Origin of the sequence: Nonomuraea cypriaca, from assembly GCF_015645445.1 — a bacterium.
Lineage (GTDB): Bacteria > Actinomycetota > Actinomycetes > Streptosporangiales > Streptosporangiaceae > Nonomuraea > Nonomuraea cypriaca.
The window spans coordinates 96,139-111,163 of the sequence record NZ_JADOGI010000004.1 but is presented as its reverse complement, the minus strand read 5'-3'; the positions used below and the strand labels follow the sequence as shown (position 1 = coordinate 111,163).

General features: G+C 70.7%; 12 protein-coding genes. 7 read left to right on the top strand and 5 right to left on the bottom strand.

Going from position 1 to position 15,025, the window contains the following annotated elements:
* Position 1: 1 nt before the first annotated feature.
* Entirely contained in the window at positions 2 to 2,398 is a 2,397-nt protein-coding gene (locus tag ITP53_RS02715) for a glycoside hydrolase family 3 N-terminal domain-containing protein (RefSeq protein ID WP_195893656.1), read from the bottom strand.
* A gap of 335 nt (positions 2,399 to 2,733) precedes the next feature.
* Between ITP53_RS02715 and ITP53_RS02710 the strand changes: the two genes are divergently transcribed.
* From ITP53_RS02710 to ITP53_RS02700, 3 genes are read left to right on the top strand one after another with little or no spacing between them, the layout of a single operon-like run.
* Positions 2,734 to 4,074 (top strand): extracellular solute-binding protein, encoded by a 1,341-nt coding sequence (locus ITP53_RS02710; RefSeq protein ID WP_328813775.1) that lies wholly within the window; start codon positions 2,734 to 2,736, stop codon positions 4,072 to 4,074.
* Positions 4,071 to 5,006: a carbohydrate ABC transporter permease gene (locus ITP53_RS02705; RefSeq protein WP_195893655.1), complete on the top strand. Its 936-nt coding sequence runs from the start codon at positions 4,071 to 4,073 to the stop codon at positions 5,004 to 5,006. The genes ITP53_RS02710 and ITP53_RS02705 overlap by 4 nt, the downstream gene beginning before the upstream one ends.
* A 1-nt stretch (position 5,007) precedes the next feature.
* Complete coding sequence (locus ITP53_RS02700) at positions 5,008 to 5,901, top strand: carbohydrate ABC transporter permease (RefSeq protein WP_195893654.1); 894 nt, start codon at positions 5,008 to 5,010, stop codon at positions 5,899 to 5,901.
* A 1-nt stretch (position 5,902) separates the two neighbouring features.
* Here ITP53_RS02700 and ITP53_RS02695 read toward each other — a convergent pair whose 3' ends face one another.
* Together ITP53_RS02695 and ITP53_RS02690 are read right to left on the bottom strand one after the other, a co-directional pair.
* Complete coding sequence (locus tag ITP53_RS02695) at positions 5,903 to 6,376, bottom strand: hypothetical protein (protein WP_195893653.1); 474 nt, start codon at positions 6,374 to 6,376, stop codon at positions 5,903 to 5,905.
* Between the two features lie 104 nt (positions 6,377 to 6,480).
* On the bottom strand, positions 6,481 to 8,343 hold the full coding sequence (locus ITP53_RS02690) for an ABC transporter ATP-binding protein (protein ID WP_195893652.1): 1,863 nt from the start codon (positions 8,341 to 8,343) through the stop codon (positions 6,481 to 6,483).
* Between the two features lie 236 nt (positions 8,344 to 8,579).
* Here ITP53_RS02690 and ITP53_RS02685 point away from each other — a divergent pair, with 236 nt between their 5' ends.
* Both ITP53_RS02685 and ITP53_RS02680 read left to right on the top strand, forming a co-directional pair.
* Entirely contained in the window at positions 8,580 to 9,854 is a 1,275-nt protein-coding gene (locus ITP53_RS02685) for a hypothetical protein (RefSeq protein ID WP_195893651.1), read from the top strand.
* Positions 9,855 to 9,900: 46 nt separating this feature from the next.
* Positions 9,901 to 10,170: a peptidase inhibitor family I36 protein gene (locus tag ITP53_RS02680; RefSeq protein WP_328813773.1), complete on the top strand. Its 270-nt coding sequence runs from the start codon at positions 9,901 to 9,903 to the stop codon at positions 10,168 to 10,170.
* On the opposite strand, the gene ITP53_RS02675 is transcribed toward ITP53_RS02680, so the two are convergent.
* Positions 10,171 to 10,755: a TetR/AcrR family transcriptional regulator gene (locus tag ITP53_RS02675; protein ID WP_195893649.1), complete on the bottom strand. Its 585-nt coding sequence runs from the start codon at positions 10,753 to 10,755 to the stop codon at positions 10,171 to 10,173. It abuts the gene before it with no gap.
* Positions 10,756 to 10,838: 83 nt separating this feature from the next.
* Between ITP53_RS02675 and ITP53_RS02670 the strand changes: the two genes are divergently transcribed.
* Positions 10,839 to 11,876, top strand: a complete 1,038-nt coding sequence (locus ITP53_RS02670; RefSeq protein WP_207755457.1) for a saccharopine dehydrogenase NADP-binding domain-containing protein — start codon at positions 10,839 to 10,841, stop codon at positions 11,874 to 11,876.
* The gene (locus ITP53_RS02665) at positions 11,873 to 12,724 is read left to right on the top strand and encodes an NAD(P)H-binding protein (protein WP_195893648.1); all 852 of its coding nucleotides are present in this window, start codon (positions 11,873 to 11,875) and stop codon (positions 12,722 to 12,724) included. The genes ITP53_RS02670 and ITP53_RS02665 overlap by 4 nt, the downstream gene beginning before the upstream one ends.
* Before the next feature lie 144 nt (positions 12,725 to 12,868).
* Here ITP53_RS02665 and ITP53_RS02660 read toward each other — a convergent pair whose 3' ends face one another.
* Positions 12,869 to 14,905, bottom strand: coding sequence for a M14 family zinc carboxypeptidase (locus ITP53_RS02660; RefSeq protein ID WP_195893647.1), 2,037 nt, complete (start codon positions 14,903 to 14,905; stop codon positions 12,869 to 12,871).
* Positions 14,906 to 15,025 lie beyond the last annotated feature (120 nt).

Sequence of the window (15,025 nt, the reverse complement as noted above, 5' to 3'; positions counted from 1 at the left end):
CTCAGCCCTCCACGTCGACGGGTGTGACGAGCCGCCGTCCGCGGCCGACGACCCGCGACGGCCCGGTCAGCCGTACGCGGCCACTTCCCCGCAGGTCGGCGGCGGACGTGCCGACGAACACCTCGACGTCGCCAGGCTCGACGACCCTGCACAGGTCACGGCCGGTGAAGGCGGTCCGGTCCGCGTGTACGTGGAAGCGCACCTCCGCGTCCGCGCCCGGCTCGAGCCGCACCCTGGCGAACCCGGTGAGCTGCCGCACCGGCCGGGTGACCTGGGCCACCACGTCGTGCAGGTAGAGCTGGACGACCTCCTCACCCGCCCGGCCGCCGGTGTTGCGCACCCGGGCGGACACGGTGAACTCTCCGTCGGTCGGCACCTCGGCGTCGCTGATCCGCACGTCCCCGACCTCGAACGTGGTGTAGGAGGTGCCGTACCCGAAGGGGAACAGCGGGGTCGGGTCCAGGTTGCTGATGCCCGCGCTGTTGGCGCCCAGCGGCGGCTGGAGGTAGGTACCCGGCTGACCGCCGGTGCCGCGCGGGATCTGCACGGGCAGCTTGCCGCTCGGCTGGACCCGGCCGGAGAGCACGCCGGCGATCGCCGCGCCGCCCTCTTCACCGGGCATGAACGCCTGGACGAGCGCGGCGGCCGAGGCGTGCGCGTCGCCCAGCGCGTACGGACGTCCGGAGACGACCACCACGACGACGGGGGTGCCAGACGCGGCGAGCTCGGCCAGCAGATCGGCCTGCAGGCCGGGCAGCCGCAGGTCGTCGGCGTCACAGCCCTCGCCGGACGTCCCGTGCCCGAACAGGCCCGCGAGGTCGCCGACGACGGCCACGCACAGGTCCGCCTCGCGGGCGGCGGCGGCCGCGGCCGCGAAGCCCGAGCGGTCGCCGCCCTGCACCTCGCAGCCCCGTTCGTGGACGATCTCGGCGTCCGGCAGCTCCGCCCGCAGCGCGTCGAGCAGACTGGGCGCCTCGATGCCCAGGCCGAGCCCGGGGTGGCGGGGCAGGACGTGGTTGGGGAACGCGTAGCAGCCCATGAACGTACGCGGATCGTCGGCGCACGGTCCGACCACGGCCACGCGCCCAGGCGCCGTCCGGCCCTCGCCCAGCAGCGGCAGCGCCGTGCCGGCGTCGAGCAGGACGACGGACTTCTCGGCCAGCTCGCGGGCCAGGGCCCGGTTGGCCGGCGAGTCCAGGTCGACGGCGGGAGCCCCGGACACCGACTTCTCCGGCGTCCAGTCGTGGTCGAGCAGCCCGAGCTCCACCTTCTGGGTGAGCAGGCGGCGGGCGGCCCGGTCGATCAGCGACTCGGGCAGCTCGCCTGCGCGCACCCGCTCGACCAGGTGCTGCCCGAAGCCGAGCCGGTCGGGCAGCTCGACGTCGATCCCCGCCGTGAGCGCCTGGACACCGGCCTCCTCGGTGTCGGCGGCGGTCTGATGCATCGTGGCGAGGAACGGCACGGCCCAGTAGTCCGAGACGACGGTCCCGGTGAAGCCCCACTCCTCGCGCAGCACCTCGGTCAGCAACCAGGAGTCGGCGCCGGCGGGGACGCCGTCCACGTCGGCATAGGAGTTCATCACCGAACGGGCGCCGCCCAAGGCGATGGCCGTCTCGAACGGCGGGAAGATCATGTCCATCAGCTCACGGCGGCCCATCGGGACCGGGCCGTGGTTGCGAGCCGCGCGGGAGGCGGAGTAGCCGGCGAAGTGCTTGAGCGTGGCGATGACCCCCGCGCCCTCCAGCCCACGGACGTAGGCGGCGCCGAGCATGGAGACGAGGTACGGGTCCTCGCCCAGCGTCTCCTCGACCCGCCCCCACCGATAGTCGCGTACGACGTCGAGCACCGGCGACAGGCCCTGGTGGACGCCCACGGCACGCATGTCGTGCCCGATCGCCGAGGCCATCCGCTCCACGAGCCCGGGATCGAACGTGGCGCCCCAGGCGATGGCCGCGGGATAGACGGTCGCCCCGTACGCCGTGAACCCGGTGAGGCACTCCTCGTGCACGATCGCCGGGATGCCCAGCCTGGACCGCTCGATCACCGCGCGCTGCAACCTGATCACCTCGGCGGCGCCCTCGGCCGGGGTCAGCGGGGCGCTGCCGTGCACGCGGGTCAGGTGGCCGAGCCCGTGCCGGATCGACTCCTCGAAGGGGACGGTGCCGGACGCCGCGAACACGTCCTGCATCGGCGCGACGTTCAGCGTCTCGGCGTCGGGGTCGGCGTCGCCGTCGTGCTCCATGTCGTTGCCGAACCACCGGCTGCCGAGCTGCGCGACCTTCTCCTCCAGGGTCAGCTCCTCAAGGAGGGCGTCGACCCGTTCGGCCACGGGGAGCGCGGGGTCCTGCCACGGGTGGAAGACCCCGTCCACCGCCGGCGTCCGATCTAGAGCGGTCATCTGCTGCTCTCCTTAGCGGAAGTTTCGAAATATTTCGACGTCGTTGAGCGACCTGCGAGCGAGACCTCCTCGACACCAGATGACCTGCTGAACGCCGCGACAGAGTACTTTACACACACCCACGCCCAAAACCGGCAGGTCACGATTTAAGCAGTCTTGACATGGCATTAGCCGAAACCTAGATTGGCGTGCCACGCGGCATGTCGCAAATGTTTCGACAAACTCACTCTAAGGAGGAGTGGACGCGAACGGCCTCGGCCCACGGCCGCCCGCCACCGCATCCGACGATCGCGAGCCGCGGTCAGCCCCCCGGCAATTCGAGTACGGAGAACACCGTGGAGTCCAGGAACACCTCTCGCCGCAATTTCCTCGCCCTCTCGATGGGCCTGCCCATCGGAGCAGCGCTCGCCGCCTGCGGCACTTCGGGGCCGACCAGACCCGGCGCCACGAGTAGCGGTGGTGGCGGCGGCGCCACCTATTGGTACCTGTCGGGCCAGCCACAGGAGGGCGTGCGCAAGAGCACCATTGACCGGTTCAACGCGGCCAACCCCGACGGCAAGATCACGGGAACGACCTTCCAGAACGACGCCTTCAAGACGAAGATCAAGACGGCGATCGGGGCCGGCCAGGCGCCCACCCTCATCTGGGGCTGGGGCGGCGGCGGCCTGCGCAGCTACGTGCAGGCGGGCCAGGTCGACGACCTGACGTCGTGGTTCGACCAGAACGCCGCCGTCAAGGACAAGCTGTTCCCCTCCTCCTTCGGCGCGGCCACCATCGACGGCAAGATCTACGCGATGCCCTGCGAGACGATGCAGCCGATCGTCCTCTACTACGACAAGCGGGCCTTCGACAAGATCGGTGCCAAGCCGCCCGAGAGCTGGGGCGAGATCATGGCCCTGGTGCCCAAGTTCAACGCCCAGGGCATCGCGCCGTTCTCGCTCGGCGGTCAGTCGCGCTGGACCAACATGATGTGGCTGGAGTTCGTCTTCGACCGCATGGGCGGCCCCGAGGTGTTCCAGGCCGTGTTCGACGGGGAGAAGGACGCCTGGAACAACCCGATCGCCATCGACGCTCTCGGCAAGGTGCAGGAGCTGGTCAAGGCCGACGGGTTCATCAAGGGCTTCTCCTCGATCACCGCCGACTCCAACGCCGACCAGGCGCTGCTCTACACCGGCAAGGCCGCGATGATGCTGCACGGCGGCTGGACGTACGGCGGCATGTCCACCGACGGCGGCGACTTCGTCTCCGGTGGCAACCTCGGCTACATGAACTTCCCGCCGGTCGAGGGCGGCACGGGCGACCCCAGCAACACCGTCGGCAACCCTGGCCAGTACATGTCGATCTCCTCCAAGGCGACCCCCGAGGAGAAGGAGATCGCCAAGAAGTTCTTCGCCACCGAGTTGATCAGCGACGCGTCGGCGAAGGAGTGGGTCACGACCGGCGCGGTGCCGATCATCAAGGGCTCCGACAAGGAGTTCGCCTCCTCCAAGGACGCCGACTTCCTGAACTTCGCCTACGGCATCGCCGTCAACGCCAAGACGTTCGCCCAGTCGTGGGACCAGGCCCTCAGCCCGACCGCCGCCGAGACACTGCTGGACAACATCGCGAAGCTGTTCCAGCTGTCGATCTCGCCGCAGGAGTTCGCGACGAACATGAACGCGGTCATCGGCAAGTGAGCGCGTACGCAGCTCCCTCCAGGCGCGGCAACCGGCCGCCGGGCGCCCACGGCGCGCCCGGTGGCCGGAGTGGCGGCCTCGCCTGGCTGGCCGTACCCGCACTGCTGTTCTTCGCCGCCTTCGGCCTGGTCCCGCTCGTCGGGGTCTTCCTGCTCAGCTTCACCTCGTGGGACGGGCTCGGCGACATCAGCGTGACGGGCCTGGACAGTTGGTCGGCCGTGCTCAGCGACCCGCAGCTGCCGCACGCGCTCTGGGTCACATTCCTCGTGATGGCCCTGTCGTGGGCGGTGCAGACGCCGGCGAGCATCCTGCTCGGGGTGTTCCTGGCCAACTCGCAGCGTTACCGCGCCGTTCTGGCGGTGATGTACTTCGTCCCGCTGCTGCTCAGCTCGGCGGCCATCGCGATCACGTACAAGGCGTTGCTCGACCCGAACTTCGGGCTCGGCGCCGGGCTGGGGATCCCCCTGCTGGTGCAGGACTGGCTCGGCGATCCCGTCCTCGCCTTCAGCGTGGTGATCTTCGTGGTGTCGTGGCAGTTCATCCCGTTCCACTCGCTGATCTACCAGGGCGGCGTACGCCAGATCCCCCGGTCGATGTACGAGGCCGCGGAGCTGGACGGAGCCGGCCGGGTCCGCAAGTTCTTCAGCATCACCCTGCCGCAGCTCAAGTACACGATCATCACGTCCTCGACGCTCATGGTGGTCGGGTCGCTGACGTTCTTCGACCTGATCTGGGTGCTGACCGCGGGCGGTCCCGGGGACGCCACCCGGGCGCTCGCCGTCGACATGTACAAGAGGGGATTCCAGGCCAACCTGATGGGTCCGGCCAGTGCGATCGCCGTCATCCTCGTCCTCGTGGGCCTGGCCCTGGCGCTGTTGCTGCGCAGAATCGGCGGCGGCAGCTCGAGTACCAGCCAGCTGGAAGGGGCCTGACATGGCGACGACCCTGACGAAGGGGCCGGAGCAGATGAGCCTGGGAGACCACAGGCACCGCAAGAAGTCGGTCAACGGGAAGCGCCGCAACTGGGTGGCCGGCACCGCGGGCTGGATCTGGCTGCTGATCGTGATGGTGCCGATCTACTGGATCGTCATCACCAGCTTCAAGGCGCAGAGCAACTACTACCTGGAGAACCCGCTCGCGCCGCCGTCCGAGCCGACGCTGGCCAACTACCAGCTGGTCATCGAGTCGGACTTCGTGCGGTACTTCTTCAACAGCCTCATCGTCACCGTCGGCGCCGTGGTGCCCGCGGTGGCGATAGCGTTCATGGCGGCGTACGCGATCGTCCGGGGCGGTGACGGGCGGTTCCTGCGCTGGACGAACTCGATGTTCCTCATGGGGCTGGCCATCCCGCTGCAGGCCACGATCATCCCGGTCTACCTGATCATCATCAGGCTGAACCTGTACGACTCGCTGCTGGGCATGATCCTTCCGTCGATCGCGTTCGCGATCCCGCTGTCGGTGCTGATCCTGTCGAACTTCATCCGGGACGTGCCCAAGGAGCTGTTCGAGTCGATGCGGCTGGACGGCGCCACCGAGTGGGGAACGCTGTGGAAGCTGGCGCTTCCCCTGACCAGGCCGGCCGTGGTGACGGTGACCGTCTACAACGCGCTGCAGATCTGGAACGGGTTTCTGCTGCCACTGGTCCTCACCCAGAGCCCCGAGCGGCAGACGCTGCCGCTGGCCCTGGCGAACTTCCAGGGTCAGTACACCGTGAACGTGCCCGCGGTGCTCGCCTCCGTGGTGCTCACCACGGTGCCCATCCTGGTGCTGTACGTCGTGGGCCGCCGCCAGCTCCTGGCCGGTCTGACCGCCGGTTTCGGCAAGTGAGTCAGCGCCGGGTTCCTGTGACGAGCCGGGTGAGTAACCCGGCGGTGACGGCGGCGAAGACCACCGAACACACCAGGAACCCGGCGCAGACCGCCGCGAACGCCGTCCAGTACGGGCCGTCGATCCCCAGCGCCAGGGCCGTGCCCACGCCCGCCGCCAGGCCGCACCCGAGCGCGAGGACGTGCCGGGGCGGCTTGTGCGCCAGGGCGCCGATCAGCGGCAGCAGCAGCGGGATCAGCACCATCGCCACCCCAACCTGCGGCGGCTTCTCTGACAGGGCCAGCCTGACCGCCGACACCCCGGCGGAGACGGCGATCGCCACGAGCGTCCAGACCACCAGCCTGACCGGCGTGTAGCTGGAGCCGGGCGCACCGGACATATGCGGGTCCGGGCCGAATGTCCAGTAAGCAAGCTGCTCACCGATCATGTCGATGAAGTCCGGCCGGTCCTCGCCGGACTTCTCCTCTGCCTGCATACGGTCTCCTCCCGGATCTTCATCCAGCACACCGCGCGGACGAAGCCACAGGCAAGCGCCGAAGGTCTACGGACCCGACACTTTCGTCCATCTTCGTGATGCGGTCATCGGTAGGCGCTCGCCTGGAGGGTGTAGAGGTCGGCGTAGAGCCCGTTGAGTGACATCAGTGTGTCATGATCGCCCTGCTCGGCCACCTTGCCGTGGTCGAGCACGTAGATCCGGTCGGCGTAACGCACGCTCGCCAGCCGGTGGGTGATCAGCAGCACCGTCCGCCCCTCCGAGTGATCGCGGACGCGCTCGAAGAGGGCGTGCTCGGCGCGGGCGTCGAGCGCGGCGGTCGGCTCGTCGCAGATGAGCAGGTCGGCGGCGCGGTGGAAGCCCCGGGCCACGGCGATGCGCTGCCACTGGCCGCCGGACAGCTCCTGGCCGTCCTTGAAACGGCGGTCGAGCAGGGTGCGGTAGCCGTGCGGCAACTCGGCGACCACCTCGTCCGCGCCCGCCACCGCCGCCGCCGCGTGCAGGGCGGGCTCGCCCTTGTCGGTGCCCATGGTGATGTTGTAGCGGGCGGTCAGCGGCCAGCGGGTGTGGTCCTGGGCGATGACCGCCGTACGCAGCCGCAGGGCATCCGGGTCCATCTCCTTCACGTCCGTGTCGTCCCAGCGGACGGCGCCGCCGTCCGGTTCGTACAGGCCCGAGAGGATCTTGGCGAGGGTGGTCTTTCCCGAGCCGTTCTCGCCGACGAACGCGATCACCTCGCCGCGCTCGATCACCACGGACACGTCGCGCAGCGCCGGCTCCTCCGCGCCCGGGTAGGTGAAGGTCACCTCCTCGGCGACGATGCGCGTGAACCCCTCGGGCACGGCGGCCTGGCGCGGGCCGACCAGGCGGCGCTCGGCGTCGGCGCAGAACTCCAGGAAGTCGGTGAAGTAGAGGCCCTCCTCGTAGAGGCGGTTGGTGGCGTACATGAGATTGCTCAGGGAGGTCTGGCCCGATCTGATCACCAGCACGGCGGTGCCCGCCACGGCGAGCGGGATCGCGGCGAGGGCCAGCAGGAGACCGAGGGCCACGTAGACCATGGCCGTGCCGAGGCCGCCCATCGCCTCGCCGGCCACTCTGGTGAGCATCTGCCGCTTGGCCAGCCGGAGCATGACCTCCTGCTCGGCCGTGGCCACCGCGTCGTACATCCGCAGCAGGAAGCCGCGCATCGTGAACGAGCGGACCTCGGCCGCGGACTCGCGCTGGGCCAGCAGGTCGGCGATGATCCACTTGCGGCGGCGGGCGGGGACGAGGGAGTACATCGTGGAGTAGCGCATGCGGGCGCTGCGCACCGCGGCCCACGCGTCGGGCAGCACCGCCAGCAGGAGCAGCGGGAGCAGCACCGGGTGCAGGACGCCGAGCACGCCGGCCGCGGCGGCGAGGCCGACGGTGGCCGTGACGACGTTGATGGCCGAGGACACCACCGAGTCCGCCGTGGCCACGCCGCGCGCCCCGGCACGTTCCAAAGCGTCGTGGAACTCGGGGTCGTCGTAGGAGACGAGCTGCACCCGGCTGGTCAGGCCGTAGAGCCGCTCCTCGGTCAGCCGCGCGATCTGGGGGGTGAGCCGCGACTGGGCCCAGCCCGCGCCGGCCTGCGTCATCGTGCGCACCACCGCCGCCCCTGCGACCAGGGCGAGGCTGGGCAGCGCGGCCACCACCCGCTCGGGGGTCGGCCCCTCGCTGAAGAGCGCGGTGAGCACGCCGGTCGTGGCCAGCAGCCCGAACGCGGTGAACACCCCGCCGAGCAGGTTGAGCGCGATCGTGGCCAGGGTGTCGCGCGGGCTGGCCCCCCAGGCCATGCGCATCGCCTGGCCCACGAGCGACGGCAGGCGTCTGGCGATGGTCAGGAAGCCGACCTCGGCCATCTTGTCGGTGTGGGCGTACCAGTCGGAGAAGGAGAGCTCGCCGAGCTCCAGGGGTGCGTCGGGCATACCGCGAGTGTGCACGCGACCACCGACAGTTTCCGCGTCCTGCGCGGATTCTCTCGACAACCCCTGTCACATGTAAGTTTCACGCCTTGTTGACGGCCGATTTGAACGTTGCAATACTCCCCACGAATCAGCCACCCTTGGATCGGATTTGCTCGCGCATTCTCGCAGGCAGAGACGTTTGGCGATGAGTGAATCGATTCAGCGGCGGCGCCCATACCCCACCGCAGGAGCGCAGCATGCGAAGCAGCGGCAGTACGCCCGTCAGCAGGCGCCGGATCGGTCTCGCGGCCGGCGTGACGACGATCGCCCTCGTGGCCACGGCCATGTCCGCCCCGGCCGGAGCCGCGGCGCTGGATCGCGCGTCGAAGACCGATGCCGCCGGCGCGCTGGATCAGGCGTCGAAGACCAGCGCCACGAGCGCGCTGGATCGGGCGTCGGAGGCCCGTTCCGCGAACGCACTGGCCTGCGGGGACGGCTCGTTCAACGCGGAGGCGACGCTGAGCGGCAGCACCTGGACCGCGCGCAACGGCGGCAGGACCGTCTACACCGGCACCAGCATGCTGTCGGCCATGCAGGCCGCCGTGAACAGCCTCTCCGCCGGGCGCACCGCCAAGCAGCGCGTCGTCGTGCGCGGCTCGGGCTCGATGAGCGCCGGCTCACGGCTCTCCCTGCCGAGCTACACGGTGCTGGACGTCTGTGGCACCGTCAACGTGACCGGCTCCGGCTCGGGCGACCAGGCCGTCGTGTACGCCAGGGGCGTCACGGACGTCGAGGTCCAGCACCTGAACGTCACCGGCGCCCCGCTGTACGGCATCTTCGTCCGCAACGGCGTCAACGTCACCCTCGGCCAGATCGACCTGCGGGTTTCCCGCGGCCTGGGCGTCAGGATCGACAACCACGGCGACCGGAGCGTACGCACGCGCAACGTACGCATCGACAACGTCTACGTCTCCGGCACCAGCACCCACGGCGTGGAGACGTACGGCGTGGACGGCCTCACCGTCGGCACCGTCGTGGCCAGAAACGTCGGCCACTCGGGCCTGCTGCTGAACGACACCGTCAACGCCACCGTCGGCACGGTCGACGCCCAGAACGCCGGCGCCGGCACCGGGTACGCGGCCTTCCGCATGGCCAACAGGAACGGGCGGATCGGCAACTCGTACCCGGCCAACATCCGCGTCGGGCAGGTCATCGCGCGCGGCGGCGGGCGCGGCGTCTTCTGCGTGTCGGAGAGCGGCGGGGCCGTGATCGACCGGGTGGACATCGCGCAGACCGGCAACAACGCGATCCTGATCGAGAACTGCTACAACGTGAACATCGCCGCCCAGAGCGGCAGTGTCCAGGGGCCCGGCGACATCAGGCTGGCCGCCCGCTCGGAGTTCCCCAATTCTTCGGACATCATCGTCCAGAACCTCCGGGTGACCGACTCCGCCATCACGGAGAACCCGTGCGGGATCAACACCACCTTCCGCAACAACACCCTGGTCAACAGTCGCCAAACCATCTGCTGACCGGACCGCGTCCGGCGTGAGGCGCTGTTCCTCATCCGTCTCGGACGTGGCGGCGGCGATCAACGCCGACACCCCCGATCTCGCGGCCCTGGGCATGGCCGACCGGGCCAAGTCCGACTGGAACCGCACCGACTCGTGGATCCACCTCTTCTCGGAAGCCGCGTACGGCGGCTGCTCCGCGGTGACCGGCCCGCGCGGCAAGGGCAACTTCTACACCCCGTTCCGCGACTTCTTCGACTCCGTCCGCTTCGACGGCCCGAACGGCTGGTCCTGCCAGACCACTCTCAGGGGCTCGGTGACCGAATCGCACGGCTGATCAGAGCCGCAGAGCTGCCAGGAAGCGGCCGGCCTCCGCGGCGAACAGCGGCAGGTCGGCCGCCGGGTCGGCGGAGCGGGCCAGCAGCATGCCGCCCTCGCACAACGCGCCGAACATGAGCTGCGCGCGGGCGGGCAACGACCCTTCCCCCTCCCCCTCCGCGGCCACGCTCAGACCGGCCAGCAGGATCCGCAGCAGGTGGTCGTACTCCATCTCGCGGGCCTCCTCCCAGCCCAGCACCGACGGCGCGTCCAGCAGCACGATCTGCCGGAACCCGGGGTCGAGACAGTGCTCCAGGAACGTGCGGCTGCCGCGGCTCAGCGCCGCCAACGGATCGTCCTCCTCGGCGGCGACCCGCTCCAGCTTGGCGACGACGTCGGCCAGCTCGCCGGCGAACGCCGCGCGGAACAGCTCCACCTTGCCGCCGAACTGGTGGTACGCGGCCCCCTTGGTCATCCCGGCCGCGGCGGCGACGGCGTCGATCGACGTGGCCGCGTAGCCGTCGCCGCCGAACAGGTCCCGCGCGGCACGCACCAGCCGCGCCGTCGTCTCGTCCGACCGCTCTGCCTGGGTACGGCGAATCATCGTGCTCCCATTGACTTACATACTCGCGGTACGTAACTTCGATACCAGTTACGTACCCGCAGTATGAATCATGGAGGTGGGTCGTGTCATCACCGCACATCGCCGTCTACGGCGCCACCGGGCACACCGGGCGCCTGGTCGCGGCCGAGTTACGAGCCGGCGGCCGGGAGGTGATCGTGGCCGGGCGGGACGGCGGGGCGCTCAAGGCCCTGGCCGACGAGCTGGGCGGGAACACCAGGGCGCACCAGGCCCCGCTGGACGACCCCGCCGCGCTGCGCGACCTCGCCGGGCAGGCGGGCGTGCTGATCCACTGCGCCGGGCCGTTCGCGGACACCGGCGAGCCCGTCGCCAGGGCGGCGGCCGAGGGCGGCTGCCACTACGTCGACCACGCGCTGGAGCAACACCACACCAAGTGGATGTTCGACACCATGCCGGAGCCGGCCAGGCGGGCGGGCGTCACCATGGTCACCGCGATGAGCTTCTACGGCGGCATGGGCGACCTGCTCGCCGGGGCCGTGGCCGACGGCCTGACCGGGATCGAGCGGGTGACCAGCGCGTACGCGGTGTCGGGCTGGCGGCTGACCACGGCTGCCAAGAGGACGGCCGAGTTGCTGTTCGCCGACACGCGGCGGATCACGTACACCGACGGCGCCCAGCACGTCGGCTACGTCGAGCCGCGCAACGCGGTCTACCCGTTCCCGCCGCCGCTCGGGCCCCGCACCATGATCGCTCCCGTGCCGTTCTCCGAGGTCGTCACCGTGCCCAGGCACGTGCCGACGCGGCGGGTGGAGGCGCAGCTCACGGCGCACACGTTCGAGGAGGAGCAGGTGTTCAGCAGCGAGCACGCCGACGCCGGGACCAGGGCGGGCTCGGAGTTCACCGTCGCCGTGCAGGTCATCACCCAGGACGGCGGCGCGGCCGGGCAGATCAGCGGGCGGGACCTGTGGCTGCTCAGCGCGATGGCCTCCGTGGAGGCGGCCGTACGGCTGGCCGACGGCCGGGGTCCCGGCCGTCCTGGCGTCTTCGGCCCGGCCGAGGCGTTCCCCGCCGCGCCGTTCCTGCGTGAGCTGGAGCGGCTCGGCCTGTTCACTCTCACTCTCCCTGGAAGGGCGGAATCATGATCCTCGTCACGGGCGCGGCCGGTGGGCCGCAGGGAGGGACCGGACGGCAGGTCGTGGACCTGCTGCTGGAGCGCGGCGCGGCGGTGCGGGCGTTCGTCCGCTCCGACGACGAGCGGGCCGCGGAGCTGCGCAAGCGCGGCGCCGAGGTGGTGGTCGGCGACCTGCGGGAGATCTCCTCCGTACGGCCTGCCATGCGCGGCGTCCGGCGGGCGTACTTCACCTACCCGGTGACGGCCGGGCTGCTCGACGCCACGGGCGCGTTCGCGGCGGCGGCCAGGGAGGAGGGCGTTGAGCGCGTCGTCGAGGTGTCGCAGCTCGACGCCTCCCCCGAGGCCGGGACCCCGCGCATGCGCCGGCACTGGGTGTCGGAGCAGGTGTTCGACTGGGCCGGGGTGGGTGCGGTGCACCTGCGCGCCGCGGTCTTCTTCGAGAACCTGGCCGTCGCCGTCCAGGGGGCGGGCGGCCGGCTGGCGCTCCCGCTCGGCTCGCCGGACACGCTGATCCCGCTGGTGGCCTCCTCCGACGTGGCCAGGGTGGCGTCCGGCCTCCTGCTCGATCCGGGTCCCGCCGACCCGGTGTGCCTGCTGACCGGTCAGATGGCCGGTGCGGGCGAGGCGGCGGACGCGTTCGGGGTGGACTACGCCGACCTGCCTCCCGAGGAGTGGGAGGCGCGGGCGCTCGACCTCTACGGCGACCCGGTCGCGGTCGAGCACCTGTCGCACCTGTGGGCGATCTTCCGCTTCATCGGCTCCGGCCACCACCCGCTCTACGGGGTGACCGAGAGCATCGAGCGGATCGGCGGCCGCCCGCCGGTGACGCTGCGCGAATTCACGGCCGGCCGCCGTTGAGACTGAGCGACCGGCCGCCGTTGAGGCTGAGCGACCGGCCGTGGTTGAGGACTGACCGGCCGGCCGCCGTTGAGACTGAGCGACCGGCCGTGGTTGAGGACTGAGCGGCCGGCCGCCGTTGAGGGGCGGCCGGCCGCTGCGGGATCAGCGTTCGCGGTAGTCGGCCGCCACGCTGATCAGCGAGATCAGGCCTGCGGCGTACTCCATCGCCTCCCCGTGCCCCTCGGCGAACGGCGGCTGGAAGCCCACGCCTTCCCACCTGCGGGTCTCGGGATTCCACAGGTCGCCGCCGACCTCGAAGTCCCAGCCGTAGATGCCGAAGTCGTACCAGAGCTCGTCGGCGGAGTTGCCCGCCGCCGAGTAGAGCACGTCCGTCACAGGACCGGTCTGCTGCGGCCAGGTGACCGTGCCCCGCTCGGCGGCGATGGCCTCCTCGATGGTGCGGGCCGCGCGCAGGAAGTACGCCTCCTGGTCGGCCGTCGGCCTGGGCAGCGCCTCCCGGCCCTCGGCCTTGTAGGCGCCGGGAGGCCACATGAAGTAGCCGCCGTAGCTGTGCACGTTCATGGCGAACTTGATGTTGCGGAACGTCTGCGCCAGCCAGATGACGTTGCGGCTCTCGGGCTCGGAGTGCTCGGCGGGTCCTGAGTACGTGCCGCTCTGGCAGTTGCCGGAACCGCCGACGTAGCCGTCGGAGTACGAGCCCACGGCGTAGTTGCGGTTGACGTCCACGCCCCACTGGTTGCGCAGCGCCGGGTCGGACTGCTGCGCCGGGCAGTGGTTGGTCATGTTCTTACGCTGGGAGTTGAAGTCGTAGAAGCTGTAGTTCGCGCCGTCGGGGTTGACCGTCGGGACGATGAAGATGTCGGTGCGCTCCAGCAGCTTGCCTGTGGCGCTGTCGCGGTCCTGGTTGCGCAGCAGCCGCTCGGCCGCCTCGATGGTGACCAGCGGCGTCACCCACTCCCTGGCGTGTTCCTGGGCGTAGGCCAGCACGCCGGTGCGCGAGCCGTCGCGGTGCTTGCCGATGCGCAGGGCCAGCACCTGGGCGGGCGCGCGGGGGACGTCGGCGGGCGCGTTGAGGAAGTCGCTCAGCTGGATGAGCGGCGCGGGCGCCATGACGCCGGCGCCGGCGTCCGTCCGGTAGGTCGTGGCCTTGACGGCGATGCCCTGCGTCGCGTTGACGGCGGCGGCGACCTGGGCGGCGGTGCTGGTGACGGCGCCGGAGCCGTCGGTGGCCAGGCTGACGGTGACGAGCTTGCCGTCCACCGTCACCCGCAGCGCGCTGCCGGACGCGCCCGGGTCGACCAGCTCGACGGCCAGGTCGTTGCCGCCCTCGGAGCCGTAGGCGTTGGAGGTGACCACGACGGCGGCGGCCGGCGGGGTGCCGATCAGGGCCTGGGCGTTGCGGCGGTAGCCGTTGGTGAGGTTCGGCAACTCGATGATGTCGGTGAGCTTGGGGTAGCGCCGGTGCAGCGCCTTGATCCGCTCGTTGAGCTGCGCCGGAGGCATGTACTGGGTGATGAAGTCCTTCTGGTAGCCGCGTCCGGTGCGGTCCGGCCGCTCGCCGTCCGGCCATTCCTTGACCCGCGCCTCGGCCTTGCCACCGCCGGCCGAGGTGATGGTGACCCACTGCGGCTCGCTGTCGACCGGCACCGGCGTGCTGAGCTGGTGGCCCAGGTACGCGCCCGCGTCGACGTACGCGACCATCTCCGCCTGCCCGGTCGCGCCGCGCTTGCCCTTCCACGTCACGCTGAGCGTGGCGGCCTCCCCGGCGTTGCTGGACGCCTCGACCGACAGGAAGTATCCGTCGCGCGACTCGAACCAGACCGCGCGCTCGACCACGATCTGGTCCCGCGTGGCCGGCGGCTTCTTCCTGCTTTGGGCCGGGGCCGGCGTGCCGGTCGCCAGGGTCGCGCCGAGCGATCCCATCGAGGCGAGCTGGCTCGGGGTGACGACGGCGTCGACCTGGATGCTGCCGTCCGGCTGCGGGCGTACCCGCTCGGTGAGGTCGGCGCCGGAGGCCACCAGCCGGTCCATCGCGGCCCGGTCCGGCACGGTCAGGGTGACCAGCGAGGCCGGCTCGGGGTCGGTAGGTCCGGCGACCGCCGGGATGGACGGCTCCGCCGCCACGAAAGTCGTGAGAACAAGAGTCAGAACGACGGCGAACGCCCGTAAGCCACGCATCGGGTCCTCCTAGATCACGCGTAGGAGATCATTCAAAGCCGACCCGGGCGTACAGGCAAGCCTATTCGGGAAGGAAAACCCCCGGCCGGGGCTCGCCGGCCGGGGGTCGCTGGGGTTCGG